A 15,430-nucleotide genomic window follows, 5' to 3' on the forward strand; every position below is an offset into this window, starting at 1 on the left:
CTCGATCAGTCCGGGACGACTTCAGGGGCTTCCCGGGGAGCGGGCGCCGTCAGTGAGGTGATCTTGATCAGCAGGCCCAGGTGGCCGTTGTCGAGAAAGTTCAGCTGGCCGTTCTTGGTGTGGCTTTCCTGTTTCAGGCGTTCGCTGGCGGTGACCAGGCCTTCGTCGTTGAACTGGTTGACATAGAAATCGGCGTCTACATCGGTGAAGCGTCCCAGCGTCAGGTTCAGGGTGCCTTCAATCGGGTATTGGCCGAACTGTTCCTTGCCGTCGCTGACCGCCACCTTGACCGCTGTCTCGCCGAGCGTCTGCTGCCACGCCTTGTGCAACAGCACGCTGTATTCATTGCTGGCGGTGAGTTTTTCCACTTCGCTGTTGAGGCTCGGCGTGCGCAGGCTGTCAGGGCTGACGGCTTGCGCGCCGGCGGCCCAGTCTTCCGGCGCGGCGCGGCTGACAATCGCCGGCACGGCATTCTGCCGTACCAGAATCATTTCAATCTGATACAGATCATCGGCAAACACCGAAGGGGCGACCAGGGTTATCAACAAGGTCAGTGAGCGAAACAGGCGCATGCGGCGTCCTTCAAGCAGTTTTCGGGATGAGACGCTCAAACAGCGCCTCTACAGTATTAAAGCGTTCTTCCGAGCGCTCCATCGGGACCTGGAATTTAAACATCGTGGCCCCTTCGAATTTGTAGCGTTTGGGCTGGCTCTGAATCAGCTTGATCAGGGTCAGCGGGTCGACCGGGGTCTGTGTCGCAAACTCGATTCGGCCACCCTGTGGGCCGCCGTCGACTTTCTTGATGCCCAGCAACTCGGCCTGCAGTTTCAGCGAGGTGATGCGCATCAGGTTCTTGGTCGGCTCGGGCAACAGGCCGAAACGGTCGATCATCTCTACCTGCAGATCCTTGAGGCCTTCCTCGTCTGTGGCCGAGGCGATGCGCTTGTAGAGAATCAGGCGGGCATGGACGTCCGGCAGGTAGTCTTCGGGAATCAGCGCCGGTACGCGCAAGTTGACTTCCGGGCCACCACCCAGCGGTTGATCGAGGTTGGGTTGTTCACCCTTGCGGATCGACTTCACCGCGCGCTCGAGCATTTCCATGTACAGCGTGAAGCCGACTGCCTGGATCTGCCCGCTCTGGCCGTCGCCAAGCAATTCGCCGGCGCCACGGATTTCCAGGTCGTTGGTGGCGAGCACGAAGCCCGCGCCGAGGTCCTGGGTATTGGCGATCGCTTCCAGGCGCTTTTCCGCGTCCGCGGTAATTTGCTGGCGCGGCGGCGTCAGCAGGTATGCGTAGGCCTGGTGGTGGCTGCGACCGACGCGACCACGCAGCTGATGCAATTGTGCCAGGCCGAACTTGTCGGCGCGTTCGATGATGATGGTGTTGGCGCTCGGCACGTCGATGCCGGTCTCGATGATGGTCGAGGCGATCAGCACGTTGAAGCGCTTGTGGTAGAAGTCGCTCATCACCTGTTCGAGCTCGCGCTCGCGCATCTGCCCGTGGCCGATGCCGATCCGCGCTTCCGGCACCAGCTCGGCGAGGTCGGCGGCGCATTTCTCGATGGTCTTGACGTCGTTGTGCAGGTAATAGACCTGGCCGCCGCGCAGCAGCTCACGCAGCAGGGCCTCTTTGACCGTGCTCTTGTTCTGCTCCATGACGAAGGTGCGCACCGACAGGCGACGGGCCGGCGGCGTGGCGATGATCGACAGGTCGCGCATGCCCGACACCGCCATGTTCAGCGTGCGCGGAATCGGCGTGGCGGTCAGGGTGAGGATGTCGACTTCACTGCGCAGGGCCTTGAGCTGTTCTTTCTGACGGACACCGAAGCGGTGTTCTTCGTCGATGATCACCAGGCCCAGGTTCTTGATTTTGACGTCGTCGGACAGCAACTTGTGCGTGCCGATGACGATGTCGATCTTGCCTTCGGCCAGGTCCGCGACCGCGGCATTCACTTCCTTGGCCGACTTGAAGCGGCTCATCACCTCCACGCTCACCGGCCAGTCGGCGAAGCGGTCGCGGAAGCTGTTGTAGTGCTGCTGGGCGAGCAGGGTGGTCGGTACCAGGATCGCCACCTGGCGACCGCCGTGCACCGCAATGAACGCCGCGCGCATGGCCACTTCGGTCTTGCCGAAGCCGACGTCGCCGCACACCAGGCGATCCATCGGTTTGGGCGCGAGCATGTCTTCGCGTACCGCTTCGATGGTGGTTTGCTGGTCTGGCGTTTCTTCGAACGGGAAACCGGCGCTGAAGGTGGCGTAATCGGCTTTCGGGTCGGCGAAGGCATAACCTTCACGAGCGGCGCGGCGCGCATAGATGTCGAGCAATTCAGCGGCGACATCGCGCACCTGTTCGGCGGCCTTGCGCTTGGCTTTTTGCCAGGTCTCGGAGCCCAGGCGATGCAGCGGGGCGAGGGCGTCGTCGCTGCCGGTGTAGCGGGCGATCAGGTGCAGGTTGGCCACCGGCACGTACAGCTTGGCGCCCTCGGCGTATTCCAGGGCGAGGAACTCGGCGGTCTGGCTGTCGATTTCCAGCGTCGCGAGGCCGAGGTAGCGACCGACACCGTGGTCGATGTGCACCACCGGCGCGCCTTCGCGCAGCTCGGTGAGGTTCTTGATGACGGCGTCGTTGTTGGCGTCGGCGCGTTTCTCGCGGCGCCGGCGCTGCATCACGCGCTGGCCGAACAGCGGGCTTTCGGCGACCAGCGCCAGGGCCGGATCGTCGAGCACCAGGCCTTCGTCCAGCGGCGCGATGGTGATCGCCAGGCGCTCCTTGCCGGCGACAAAGTCAGGCCAGCTGTCGACGGTCTTCGGTCGCAGCTTCAAGCGTTCCAGCAGTTCCAGCAGTACTTCCCGACGGCCCGCGGATTCGGCGGTGAACAGCACGCGCCCGGGGAATTCGTCGAGGAAACTGGAGAGCGCCGCCAGCGGCTGGTTGGCCTTGGCTTCGATGGCCAGGTTCGGCAGTTCCCGCGCGGGGAAGCGTTCGCGGCCGGCACCGGTTTCCACGTCCTGCTGGCTCGCCACCACCCGCGGCCAGTTTTTCAGGCGCGCGAAGCAGTCTTCCACCGGCAGGAACAACTCGGCCGGCGGCAATAAAGGACGGGATGGATCGACACGCCGCTCTTCATAGCGGTTGCGCACGTCGTTCCAGAAGTTTTCCGCGGCCTGTTCGATGCCTGGCAGGGAAAACACTTGAGTGTCCTGGGGCAGGTAATCGAACAGTGTCGAGGTTTCTTCGAAGAACAGCGGCAGGTAGTACTCGATGCCGGCGGGGGTAATCCCGCTGTTCAAGTCCTGGAAGATCGGGCAGCGACGGAAGTCGACATCGAAGCGTTCGCGAAAGCGTGCCTTGAAGCGAGTGACGGCTTCTTTCTCCAGCGGGAATTCCTTGGCCGGCAGCAGCTTGACCGAATCGACCTTGTCGATGGAACGCTGGTTTTCCGGGTCGAAGGTGCGCAGGGTTTCGATTTCGTCGTCGAACAGGTCGATCCGGTAAGGCAGCTTGCTGCCCATCGGGAACAGGTCGATCAGGGAGCCGCGCACGGTGAATTCGCCGTGCTCGTACACGGTATCGACGTACCGATAGCCGGTGGCTTCCAGGCGGGTGCGCATTTGCTCGACGTCGAGCTTCTGGCCGACATCCAGTACCAGGCTGCTGCCGAGCAGGAATTTGGTCGGCGCCAGGCGGTGCAACGCGGTGGTGATCGGCACCACCAGCACGCCATGACTCAGCTCCGGCAATCTATAGAGAGCCGAGATGCGCTGGGAAATGATGTCCTGGTGCGGCGAGAACAGGTCGTAGGGCAGGGTTTCCCAGTCGGGGAAATGCAGCACGGGCAAATCCGGGGCGAAGAAACCCAGCTCCTGTTCCAGTCGTTCGGCACTTTGGCTGTCGGCTGTGAGCAGCAGGGTAAAGCGCTTGGCAGCGCTGGCGGCCTCGGCGATGGCCAGGCTCAGGGCGGCACCGGGCAGGTTGCCCCAGTGCTGTTTACCTGCCGCGGCAGGGAGAAGCGGTAGACGCAGAACGGGCACGGAAGGTTGAGCTCCAGCGTTGCGACAAAGTCGGTAATTGTAGCGGCCTCGGGTGCCGGCTGTCAGTCGCAGATGTGTCTATTACGCGGGTAAGGAGAAATGTAGTGGTAAAGACAAAATTGCGGTGTTTTTTACTGGAAATTAGCAATTATGTAGTGGCAAAACCAACCAGTGTTACGGATGGTTACGGACAAGGTTGCGCTGTCCCCAAAAAATTGACGATGCTGGAGGCCCCGGTTTCATTGGGCTTCAGCGGGGCGTGATTTTTTTGAAGGAGAATTTGTTACGAACAGTGCGACAAGCGCGCATTGCTACACGAGGCGTGCGGCGGCATAATGTAGCCCCTTTTTTCTGCCCCTACATGTGGAAGGTTCCCGTGACTCAGAAGCCCGACCAGTGTCTTGGTGAATGGATCGACCGTGAAGCACTCGCAGAAGCGATGATTCCGCTTATCGGTCAGCTCTACCGCAATAACAACGTGGTGAGCTCGATCTATGGCCGCAGCCTGATCAATCGTTCAGTCATTGCGATTCTCAAAGCTCACCGCTTTGCTCGTCACCGTCAGTCCGACGAAAGCGAGCTGTCCGTCCACGAAACATTCCCGCTGCTCAAGGCGATGAGCGAGCTCAAGCTCGGCGCCGCTTCGGTAGACCTGGGCAAGCTGGCGGCCAAATTCAAGGCCGAAGGCAATGGCCGTACTGCCGAGCAGTTCGTCCGTGAAGAAATGGCCGACGTGGTTGGCCAGCAAAACGCTTCCGCCCGCAAAGGCACCGACGTTGTCCTGTATGGCTTCGGTCGTATCGGCCGTCTGCTGGCGCGCATCCTGATCGAGAAAACCGGTGGCGGCGACGGCCTGCGCCTGCGTGCCATCGTGGTTCGCAAGGGCGCCGAGAACGACCTGGTCAAGCGTGCCAGCCTGCTGCGTCGCGACTCGGTTCATGGCCCGTTCGATGGCACCATCACCATTGATGAAGCCAACAACACCATCACCGCCAACGGCAACCTGATCCAGGTTATCTACGCCAAGAGCCCGACCGAAGTCGACTACACCCAGTACGGCATCGAGAACGCGCTGATCGTCGACAACACCGGTGTATGGCGTGACGCTGATGGCCTGGGCCAGCACCTGGCCTGCCCGGGCGCTGCCCGCGTGATCCTCACCGCACCTGGCAAGGGCGCGCTGAAGAACATCGTGCACGGCATCAACCACGGCGACATCAGCCCTGACGACAAGATCATCTCCGCGGCTTCCTGCACCACCAACGCCATCGTGCCGGTGCTGAAAGCTGTGAATGACAAGTTCGGCATCGTCAACGGCCACGTCGAAACCGTTCACTCGTTCACCAACGACCAGAACCTGATTGACAACTTCCACAAGGGCAGCCGTCGTGGCCGCGCCGCGCCGCTGAACATGGTTATCACCGAGACCGGTGCCGCCACTGCAGCCGCCAAGGCACTGCCAGTGCTCAAGGGCAAGCTGACCGGCAACGCGATTCGCGTACCTACGCCGAACGTGTCGATGGCCATCCTGAACCTGAACCTGGAAAAGGCCACCACCCGCGAAGAGATCAACGAGTACCTGCGCCAGATGGCCATGCACTCGGACCTGCACAAGCAGATCGACTACGTCAATTCGCAGGAAGTGGTTTCCACCGACTTCGTTGGCTCGCGCCACGCAGGCGTCGTGGACGCTGAAGCGACCATCACCCAGGATAACCGCGTTGTACTGTACGTCTGGTACGACAACGAATTCGGTTACAGCTGCCAGGTGGTTCGCGTGATGGAAGACATGGCCGGTGTAAACCCGCCAGCATTCCCGCGCTAAGCTTATTTAGCTGCATTTGAAAACGCCCCGACTTAGGTCGGGGCGTTTTTGTTTGTGCGATTTGCCGGAGTGAAATGTGTTGTCTGAACCGGCCTCTTAGCGGGCAAGTCGGAACGCCGCCCGCTTGCTCCTACAAGATTGTGTCCTGCCCAAATATTGCGGAAACACAAAGCCCTGTAGGAGCGAGCGGGCGGCGTTCCGACTTGCCCGCGAAGAGGCCCTTGAGCCCGTCGCAAAACTTCTATTACTTATATCGATTTAATCTTTCTGGTAAGCAGCTAAGCGTTATTTAGATTTCGATACAAAGTTCATTTAATTATTAAAAATAAAAACTCCCAATAAAAATAGGTAGTTGGCGAGCGGTTGCGTCTGGGTGGTTTTGATGGATCCAATTATAGAGCTGTTACATATTTGACGTCATTTAATTGTTCGAAGCGGATGCTTGACACTCCATTTCTCTGAATCTAGTGTCGCCATTAACAGGCCCGCTCTGCCACGGGCTTGGTAAGTCCTGCTAATGCGTTGTACAGCAACTCTCCAAAAAGACGGGAATCCCATTCCCGCTCACATCACAATAAAAATCATATGAATCAGCGTCGGCTTAATTGCCGTCCAGCGATCAATTGCGTTTGCTCACCCTGCCAAAAGTAATTCGCGGTCATGGCCTGTTATTGCCTGGCTGATATGCGGTTGGTCTATCGGGAGAGTCGAACATGGCGCAAGAACGCTCGAAGTTGTTATCGCTGTTACCGCGCCTGGTGGGATTGGGGGTGCTGGGGTTTATCGTCTGGCTGTTGCTCTCGACCTTGCTCATGCCGCTGGTGTCGGCCTCGGCTACCCGGGCGATTCTGAATGCGCCGGTGATTCTGTTGACCACACCGATCGATGGCGTGGTGAGTTCCCTGGAGGTCAAGCCCGGAGTGACGTTTGCCCAGGGCCAGAAAATTGCCGTGGTGGAGAACCCGCGGGCGAACCAGGAAACCTTGCTGACCCTGCAAACCCGGCGCTTGACCCTGGAGCAACAGCTGTCGTCTTCTGCCAGCCAGGCCGAGCACGATCAGCGTTACTACGAGGAGCTGGAGAAAACCAGCCAGCGCTACCAGGCCGCGTTTCATACCCGCCAGTTGTACACGCAAAGAGCCCTGAAAGCCGAGAACAGTGCCGCCAGTGCGCGCTTGATCGATGCCCAGGAAACGGTCGAGCGCAATCTCGAGTTGTTCGTCCAGGGGGCGGTCAGTGGGGCGGTGGTGGCTTCGTCGAAAGCGCAGCTGGCTTCGTTGCAAGGCGCGGCCGAGTCTGTGCGTTCGCAATTGCGGATCACCGATGGTGACGTCAGTGCCGCCAACAAACAGGTCTACCTCGACCCCGATCAGTTGCGCATGTTCGATCTCAGCGCGCAAATGACCACGCTCAAGCTCAGCCTGGAGAATCAGGCGCGCAACCGCGCGACCTATCAACAGGAGCTCGACAACCTCGACCAACTGATCGCGACCGAGCAGAACCGGATCAAGTTGATGGCCGGCTACGACGTCGTGGCGTATTCGCCCGGTACCGTCCAGGAACTGCTGGCGCCCCAGGGCACGCTGGTGCAGGCCGGTTCGACATTGCTGCGGGCCACCGATTGCGCGCAGAGCTATGTGATCGCGGTGTTCCCCGAGCGCATGGCCAGCAAGATCGACCGCGACAGCGTGCTGACTGTGAAAATCCGTGGCCTCGACCAGCCCCTCAAGGCCAGTGTGGTGCAGTTGTTGTCCAGCGCTTCGGACATGCGCGCCAATACCTACAGCGTGCCGTTTCCCTATGCCGAGCAAAATTCGGTGTACGTGGTCGGCACCTTTGCCGCGGACCTGACAGACAGCCAGCGCGCCATGACCTGCAACCCGGGCTTGTGGGCCAGCGCCGAGGTGTCACGGCCATGAACAGGATTTTTCGCGCAGTATCGGGCGTGATGCTGATCGCCAGTGGAGTGCCTGCCATGGCAGAGCAAGCCCGGCCGCAACTGGCGGCAATGACCTGTGCGGCGCTGGATCAGGCCGTGACGTCGCAGCCGGTGGGGCCGGTGCTGGTGGCCAGTTATCCGCCGCTCGCTGGCCAGCCTGCGCCGATCCTGGCGTTGCGCGGCGTGGCGTTCACCTACGACAACGCGCTGGCGAGCATTGCCTTGTTTGCCTGCGGCAAGGCCGGGTCGGCACGGCGGATTGCCGATGCGTTGGCGTTCGCCACCGGCCATGATCCGGAGTATCAGGATGGGCGCCTGCGCAACGCCTACGCCGCAGGCCCGGTGGCAGCGCCGTCGATGAAGTTGCCGGGCTATTGGAGTGTCGAGCGCAATGCCTGGAACCAGGACGCCTATCAAGTCAGCAGCGCCACCGGCAATCAGGCCTGGGCGGCATTGGCGCTGCTCGAAGCGTTTCGCCAGAGCGGCGAGGCATCGTACCTGGAGGCTGCGCGAAAGGTCCTGCACTGGTCGCAGCACAACACCTACGACGCGCAAGCGCCCGCCGGTTTCAGTGGTGGCTACTACGGGTACTTTGCCCAACAGGTCCAGCAGAACTGGAAATCCACCGAGCATAACGTCGACCTCGCCGCGGCGTGGTCGGCCCTCGACGCGGTGGCGCCGAATCAGGATTCGGCGAAACAGGCGCACATTGCCCGGCAGTTTGTCGCAAGCCAATGGGACGCCGGGGAAGGGCGCTTCCTGATCGGCACTGGCGTGGATGGCCAGACTTCGGACCGCGTGCGCTCGGGGCTGGATGCGCAGATCTGGCCCTTGATCGCCCTGCATGAGCCTCCCAAGGACTGGCGGCGAGTCTTCGCGTTCATCGACCGCGCTCACCGTGCCGGCGAAGGTTACGGTTTCAACCGCGACCCCGATGGCCTGTGGACCGAGGGCACCGCCCAGGCTGCCGCCGTGGCGCGCTTGAGTGGCCTGAGTGACAAGGCGCAACCGCTGTGGAGCGTGCTGTTGGCCCAGCAGGCCGGTAACGGCTGGCTGTTCGCAACCCCGGCCGCGCGCATCAGTACCGGGCTGGCCATAGGCCCGGACTCGGTCACCAACGATTTTTTCTACTACCACCTGCCTCACCTGGGCGCCACGGCATGGGCGGCGATTGCCGCCACCGGCGTCAATCCCTTTACCGGTTCGCAAGAGGCTGACTGACATGCAGGCACTGGACTCGCTGCAACTGCTGCAAATCAATTTCTGGACGCTGGCAGCGGTGATTCTGTTCACCTGCCTGACCCACCGCGATCAGTGGGCTGCGCGGGTCGGTTTCGGCGCGGTCACCGCGTTGCTGCTGGTCAACTATGCGGCCTGGCGGATTCGCGACACCTTGCCCGACGGCCATTCCGGATTTGCCACGGTCTGGGCCTACACCTTCCTGTTTTTCGAGATGCTGGCGATTGGTTACACGCTGTTTTCCATCGTGGTGATGCTCTGCCGCACGGATCACCGCAAGGAGGCCGATGCTGGAGAACGACGCTTGCGAGCGCAAGGCAGCGCGGTGCCGGCGGTGGACATCTTCATCGCCACCTACAACGAGGGCCTGGAAATCCTCGAAAAAACCATTATTGCCGCCCAGGCGATCGACTATCCGAACTTCACCATCTGGGTGCTCGACGACACCCGCCGCGACTGGTTGCGCGACTACTGCGCCGAAATGGGCGTGCAATATGCGCGGCGCCCCGATAATTCCCACGCCAAGGCCGGCAATCTCAACAACGGTTTGCGCCAATCGGCGGCCCTGAGCAACGCACCGTACATTCTAGTGCTCGATGCCGACTTCGCGCCGCAGCAGCCGATCCTCCTGCGCACCCTGGGGCTGTTCGACGACCCCAGGGTCGGCCTGGTGCAGACGCCGCAGTTCTACTACAACCCCGATCCGATCCAGCACAATCTCGGCACGTCGGCCTGCTGGGTGGATGAGCAGCGGGTGTTCTTCGATGTGTTCCAGCCGGCGAAGGATGGCTGGGATGCGGCGTTTTGTGTCGGCACTTCCTTCGTGGTGCGGCGCGATCTGATTACCGAAGTCGGCGGTTTTCCTACGGGCTCGGTGTGCGAAGACATCTACACCACCTACCGCTTGTTGCAAAAAGGCTATGTCACCCGCTGGCTGAATGAGCGTCTGTCCATTGGATTGTCTGCCGAAGGGTTGACCGAGTACATCAACCAGCGGGGGCGCTGGTGCCTGGGCACGATCCAGGTGGCGTTGCTCAAGGAGGGTCCGTTGCGCGGCAGCGGCTACACGCTTAATGACCGGTTGCACTACATCCACGGGCTGATGCACTGGTTCTCCAAGCCCTTCATTTTGATGATGCTGGTGTCGCCGGTGCTGTACTGGTACTTCGGCATCGCCGGGTTCTACGCCAATCCGGTGGATTTCCTGGCGTTCGGCATGCCGGCCCTGATTGCGTTCTGGGGCTACGGGACGTGGGTGACGGACCGGCGAACCTTGCCGATCTTTACCGAGGTCACGCAGATCGTTGCTTCGCTGGCGGTCACGGCCACCATTGCCAGCGCCATGATCCGCCCGTTCGGAAGACCGTTCAAAGTCACCGCCAAGGGCCTCGACCGTACGAAAACCATGGTGCACTGGAAGCTGTTCGGGTTCTTTCTGGCCCTGACCCTGCTTTCACAGTTTGGCGCCTACATCGCCATCAGCACCGCGGCCTCGTTCGACGGCAACATGCTGTTCAATCTCTGCTGGACGGTGGTGGCGCTGATCTACAACCTGGCGACCCTGGTGGCCTGTGTCGACCGCCCACGCTTGCACGGCGAAGAGCGCTTTCCATTCGACAAACCCACGGGGTTTCGTTTTGGCGGCAAGGTCCTGGCGGGACGCCTGGTGGATATTTCCCTCAGCGGCGCCTCGCTCAATTGCGCCTTCGCCTCCTCGATCAAGCCGGGCCTGTGCGGCCAGATCTGGATCGACAAGCTCGGTTGGCTCGATATCGAGGTTATGCGCAATCACGGTGAGGACCAGTTGGGCCTGCGCTTCGCCGACCTTGATGAAGAGCTGCGCCGGCGCCTGATCGCGCGGTTGTTCAGCGACGCGACCATCAACGTCGTCAGCAAGGCCGAGCCGGCACAGGCCTTCGGCACCTTGCTGCAGCGCTCGTTACTCGGTGAAAAACGTCTGGCGCCGCGTGCCCCCAAGCCGGTCAAGACGCCGGCCTACGTTTCGCCACCGCGGTGGCGGCCGATCAGTGTTCGTTCGCGTAAACAGGCTGTGCCGTACATCAGTGCCGAGCGGTCGGGCCTGTGGTCGTTGCTTCTTTCCCCCTTGCGAGCTTTGCTCGGCCAACGTCTTTAGGTGCGCGCCATGAACCGTTGCTTGCCCACTTCATGTTTCATGACCTTGTTTTTGCTCGGCGGTTGTTCGCTGGAGCCGACCTACGAGAAACCCGAGGCACCGATCGACCAGCAATGGCCGGCGAACACCGCCGGTGAATGTTGCAACGGCAAACAGGCCTTCGATAAGGATTGGCGCGGTTTTGTGGTCGACGAGCGCCTGCGCCAGTTGATCGACATGGCCCTGGCCAACAATCGCAGCCTGCGACAGTTCGCGGCCAGCGTCGAGGAGGCGCGGGCGGGGTATGACAGTGCGCGTTCAGGGCTGTTTCCTACGATCGGCATCGACACTTACGCCGGTCGCAGCAAGTTGCCGCCGTTGGTGCGCACGCCGGGAGGCGGCGATACGGCTGGCAGCATCGCCAACACCTATCAGGCAACGGCTGGTTTTACCTCCTATGAGCTGGACCTGTTCGGTCGCATCCGCAGTCAGCGCAATGCCGCCGGGGCGCGATTCGAAGCGTCCGAGGCCGATTACCAAACGGCGCGGCTGGCGCTGATCGGCGAAGTCGCCAGCACCTGGTTGAGCCTCAAGGCCAACCAGCATTTGCTCGACCTGGCGCAGACCACCTGGCAATCCCAGGACCGGTACGGGCAGCTGTTGCGCAAGAGTTATAACCTCGGTTCCAGTGCGCGGATCGACGTCCACCAGGCGGATGCACAAACCAACACGGCGGCGGTGCAGGTCAATACCTATCGCATGCAAGTGGCGCAGGACATGAACGCGTTGCGGGTGCTGGTGGGGCAACCGGTGCCGGTGGGGTTGCTGCCGACCGGCCCGCTGGGTGAGCAGCTGGCGACGCTGGACGTGCCGGCGGGTTTGCCGTCGGCGCTGGTTGAGCGACGGCCCGACATCATGTCGGCCGAGGCGCAGCTGCGTGCAGCCAACGCGGATATCGGCGCGGCCCGCACGGCGTACTTCCCGACCTTTTCCCTGACGTCGGCACTGGGCAGCCTGACCGGGGAATTTTCCCAGTTGCTTTCCGGCCCGGCGGAGTTCTGGGCGGTGGCGCTGGCCGGTTCGTTGCCCTTGATCGACGGTGGCGCGCGGCGCGCGCAAGTGGATGCCAGTCACGCCCGCTTCGCCGGCCAGGCAGCGGCCTATGAAGCCACGGTGCAGAATGCTTTTCGCGAAGCGGCCGATGCCCTGAATGCCCGGCAGGAAATGCTCACCCAGGTCGAGTACCAGAAAAAGCTGGTAGGGGATTATCAGGAAGCCTACCGGCAGTCACGCCTGCGTTTCGAGTCGGGGCTGGACAGCTATTTTTCCACCATGGATGCGCAGCGTTCCTTGTTTGATGCGCAGCAGAAATGGGCGCAGCTGGAGTTGGCGCGGGAGATCAACCAGGTGACGTTGTACAAGGCGCTGGGGGGAGGGTGGAGCCAGTCGTTGAAGATGGCGGATCGTTGAGTCTGCGGTGTCTGGTCAGGCCATCACACATCCAGTGTAGGAGTGAGCCTGCTCGCGATAGCGGTGTGTCAGTCGAAGCGGATATGGCTGACACACCGCTATCGCGAGCAGGCTCACTCCTACAGTTCTATCGCATAATGATTGGCCCTGGCGTTGTGTCAGGGGTCATTCAGAAGGATGCGGGATTTGTTGACCTGGCGACGGTATGGTCTTTTGGTGCTGATCGGCACCTTGTCCGCCTGCGGCAATGGCGACTCCATGGAAAGCTTCGGCGGCCCCACCATGGGCAGCACGTATTCGATCAAGTACGTACGTCACGCCGGTCTTCCCGCCCCGGCAGACGTGCAGGTCGAGGTCGAGAAGATCCTGTCGGATATCGACCGGCAACTGTCGACCTATCGCAGTGATTCGGACATCGAGCGATTCAACGCTTTGCCCGCCAATCACTGTCAGGCAATGCCCGCGTCGGTCCTGGAGTTGGTCCGCGTGGGTGAGCAGCTGTCAGTGCAAAGCGCAGGCGCCTTCGACTTGACCGTCGAACCGCTGCTCAATCTCTGGGGTTTCGGCCCTCAGGCCCGTGAAGAAAAAATCCCCACGGCCCCAGCGCTGGCCGAGGTGCGCCAGCGTGTCGGTCACGACCATCTGCGCATCGACGGCGATCGGTTGTGCAAGGACGCCGCCGTCGAAGTCGACTTCAACAGCATCGCCGCCGGTTATGCGGTGGACACCATTGCTGCCAGGCTCGAGGCCATGGGCATCCACGACTACCTCGCCGAAGCTACCGGCGAACTCAAGGCCGCCGGCAGGAAATCCGACGGAACGGCGTGGCACATCGCCCTGGAAGAGCCCCGCGACGATCAACAGGTGGCCGAGCGCATCATTGCGGTCGACGGTTATGGCGTGTCGACGTCGGGCGACTACCGTAATTATTTCGTGCAGGGTGGCCAGCGTTTTTCCCACACTCTAGATGCCCGCACCGGTGCACCGGTCTCACACAACCTGGCGTCCGTCACGGTGATTCATCCTTCAGCGTTGATGGCCGATGGCTTATCGACGCTGTTGCTGATTCTCGGCCCGGAGCAGGGGTGGGACTACGCCGAAAAACACGACATCGGCGCATTTTTTGTGATGCGTGCCGATACAGGTTTCGTCACACGCAGCAGTCACGCTTTTGAGCGTCTGAGTGGCAATAAAACCGAGTGAATGCGGCGATCCGGGCATTGAAACCTGGCGTTGTAGTGCAGGCAAAACTAGCCTACGACGCGACCAAGGGTTAATGTGCGCGGCGTTGACGCTTCTATAGACTGTGTCCGGGTTCTGCATGGGCCCCAAATTGTTCCTTCATGCCACAGATTGGCGTGATTTAGCCGCAGGTGCCGCTGGCGCCACGGCCTGTTCTGAGGAGTACGCATGGCTGTCTACAACTACGACGTGGTGGTGTTGGGTTCCGGCCCGGCAGGGGAAGGCGCGGCAATGAATGCCGCCAAGGCAGGGCGCAAGGTGGCGATGGTCGATAGCCGTCGCCAGGTCGGCGGCAACTGCACTCACTTGGGCACCATCCCGTCCAAGGCACTGCGTCACTCGGTCCGGCAGATCATGCAGTTCAACACCAACCCGATGTTCCGGGCCATTGGTGAACCGCGTTGGTTCTCGTTCCCGGACGTGTTGAAAAGCGCTGAAAAAGTGATCTCCAAGCAAGTCGCCTCGCGCACCGGCTACTACGCCCGTAACCGCGTCGATGTGTTCTTCGGCACCGGCAGTTTCGCCGACGAGCAAACCATCGAAGTGGTCTGCGCCAACGGCGTGGTGGAAAAACTGGTGGCCAAGCACATCATCATCGCCACCGGTTCGCGCCCTTATCGCCCGGCGGACATCGATTTCCATCACCCGCGTATCTACGATAGCGACACCATCCTCAGCCTCGGCCACACCCCGCGCAAACTCATCGTTTACGGCGCCGGCGTGATCGGTTGCGAATATGCCTCGATCTTCAGTGGCCTGGGGGTACTGGTTGAGCTGGTGGACAACCGCGGTCAGTTGCTGAGCTTCCTCGACTCGGAAATTTCCCAGGCCCTGAGCTACCACTTCAGCAACAACAACATCACCGTTCGCCACAACGAAGAGTACGACCGCGTCGAAGGCGTGGACAACGGCGTGATCCTGCACCTCAAGTCCGGCAAGAAGATCAAGGCCGACGCCTTGCTCTGGTGCAACGGCCGCACGGGCAACACCGATCAGCTGGGCCTGGAAAACATCGGCGTGAAGGTCAACAGCCGTGGCCAGATCGAAGTCGACGAGGCGTACCGCACCGCCATCCAGAACATCTACGGCGCGGGCGACGTTATCGGCTGGCCGAGCCTGGCCAGTGCCGCCCACGACCAGGGCCGTTCGGCCGCTGGCAGCATTGTCGACAACGGCAGCTGGCGCTTCGTCAATGACGTGCCGACCGGGATCTACACCATTCCCGAGATCAGCTCGATCGGCAAGAACGAGCAGGAGCTGACCCAGGCCAAGGTGCCGTACGAAGTGGGCAAGGCGTTCTTCAAGAGCATGGCCCGTGCGCAGATCGCCGGCGAGCCGCAAGGCATGCTCAAGATCCTGTTCCACCGTGAAACCCTGGAAGTGCTGGGCGTACACTGCTTCGGCTACCAGGCCTCGGAGATCGTGCACATCGGCCAGGCGATCATGAACCAGCCGGGCGAATTGAACACGTTGAAGTACTTCGTCAACACCACGTTCAACTACCCGACCATGGCCGAAGCCTATCGGGTCGCCGCGTACGACGGCCTCAACCGGCTTTTTTGAGCGGCTC

9 protein-coding genes are annotated in these 15,430 nt (G+C 61.3%); 7 read left to right on the forward strand and 2 right to left on the reverse strand.

What is annotated here, in order from left to right:
• Window positions 1–5: 5 nt before the first annotated feature.
• Window positions 6–572: a CsiV family protein gene (locus OH720_RS09035; RefSeq protein ID WP_180204989.1), complete on the reverse strand. Its 567-nt coding sequence runs from the start codon at window positions 570–572 to the stop codon at window positions 6–8.
• Window positions 573–582: 10 nt separating this feature from the next.
• Window positions 583–4,032, reverse strand: a complete 3,450-nt coding sequence (gene mfd, locus OH720_RS09040) for a transcription-repair coupling factor (protein ID WP_272605300.1) — start codon at window positions 4,030–4,032, stop codon at window positions 583–585.
• Window positions 4,033–4,393: 361 nt separating this feature from the next.
• Between mfd and OH720_RS09045 the strand changes: the two genes are divergently transcribed.
• The 7 genes from OH720_RS09045 to sthA all read left to right on the forward strand — a co-directional run bounded on the left by OH720_RS09045 (window position 4,394) and on the right by sthA (window position 15,423).
• A complete protein-coding gene (locus OH720_RS09045) occupies window positions 4,394–5,857 on the forward strand; it encodes a glyceraldehyde-3-phosphate dehydrogenase (protein ID WP_008064436.1) in 1,464 nt (487 codons plus the stop codon).
• 713 nt (window positions 5,858–6,570) lie between these two features.
• A complete protein-coding gene (locus OH720_RS09050) occupies window positions 6,571–7,776 on the forward strand; it encodes an HlyD family efflux transporter periplasmic adaptor subunit (RefSeq protein WP_272605301.1) in 1,206 nt (401 codons plus the stop codon).
• The gene (locus OH720_RS09055; RefSeq protein WP_272605302.1) at window positions 7,773–9,017 is read left to right on the forward strand and encodes a hypothetical protein; all 1,245 of its coding nucleotides are present in this window, start codon (window positions 7,773–7,775) and stop codon (window positions 9,015–9,017) included. The genes OH720_RS09050 and OH720_RS09055 overlap by 4 nt, the downstream gene beginning before the upstream one ends.
• A 1-nt stretch (window position 9,018) precedes the next feature.
• Window positions 9,019–11,169, forward strand: a complete 2,151-nt coding sequence (locus OH720_RS09060; RefSeq protein WP_272605303.1) for a glycosyltransferase family 2 protein — start codon at window positions 9,019–9,021, stop codon at window positions 11,167–11,169.
• Window positions 11,170–11,178: 9 nt separating this feature from the next.
• On the forward strand, window positions 11,179–12,618 hold the full coding sequence (locus tag OH720_RS09065) for an efflux transporter outer membrane subunit (RefSeq protein WP_180204984.1): 1,440 nt from the start codon (window positions 11,179–11,181) through the stop codon (window positions 12,616–12,618).
• 177 nt (window positions 12,619–12,795) lie between these two features.
• Window positions 12,796–13,821, forward strand: coding sequence for an FAD:protein FMN transferase (locus tag OH720_RS09070; RefSeq protein ID WP_272605304.1), 1,026 nt, complete (start codon window positions 12,796–12,798; stop codon window positions 13,819–13,821).
• Between the two features lie 207 nt (window positions 13,822–14,028).
• Window positions 14,029–15,423, forward strand: coding sequence for a Si-specific NAD(P)(+) transhydrogenase (gene sthA, locus OH720_RS09075; protein WP_008064424.1), 1,395 nt, complete (start codon window positions 14,029–14,031; stop codon window positions 15,421–15,423).
• Window positions 15,424–15,430 lie beyond the last annotated feature (7 nt).

It is taken from the genome of Pseudomonas sp. WJP1 (assembly GCF_028471945.1).
In the GTDB taxonomy this organism is placed as follows: domain Bacteria; phylum Pseudomonadota; class Gammaproteobacteria; order Pseudomonadales; family Pseudomonadaceae; genus Aquipseudomonas.

Coding starts and splice junctions, on each gene's coding strand:
- OH720_RS09035 (WP_180204989.1), bottom strand. CDS start 572: ATGCGCCTGTTTCGCTCACTGACCTTGTTGATAACCCTGGTCGCCCCT.
- OH720_RS09045 (WP_008064436.1), top strand. CDS start 4,394: ATGTGGAAGGTTCCCGTGACTCAGAAGCCCGACCAGTGTCTTGGTGAA.
- OH720_RS09050 (WP_272605301.1), top strand. CDS start 6,571: ATGGCGCAAGAACGCTCGAAGTTGTTATCGCTGTTACCGCGCCTGGTG.
- OH720_RS09055 (WP_272605302.1), top strand. CDS start 7,773: ATGAACAGGATTTTTCGCGCAGTATCGGGCGTGATGCTGATCGCCAGT.
- OH720_RS09060 (WP_272605303.1), top strand. CDS start 9,019: ATGCAGGCACTGGACTCGCTGCAACTGCTGCAAATCAATTTCTGGACG.
- OH720_RS09065 (WP_180204984.1), top strand. CDS start 11,179: ATGAACCGTTGCTTGCCCACTTCATGTTTCATGACCTTGTTTTTGCTC.
- OH720_RS09070 (WP_272605304.1), top strand. CDS start 12,796: ATGCGGGATTTGTTGACCTGGCGACGGTATGGTCTTTTGGTGCTGATC.
- sthA (WP_008064424.1), top strand. CDS start 14,029: ATGGCTGTCTACAACTACGACGTGGTGGTGTTGGGTTCCGGCCCGGCA.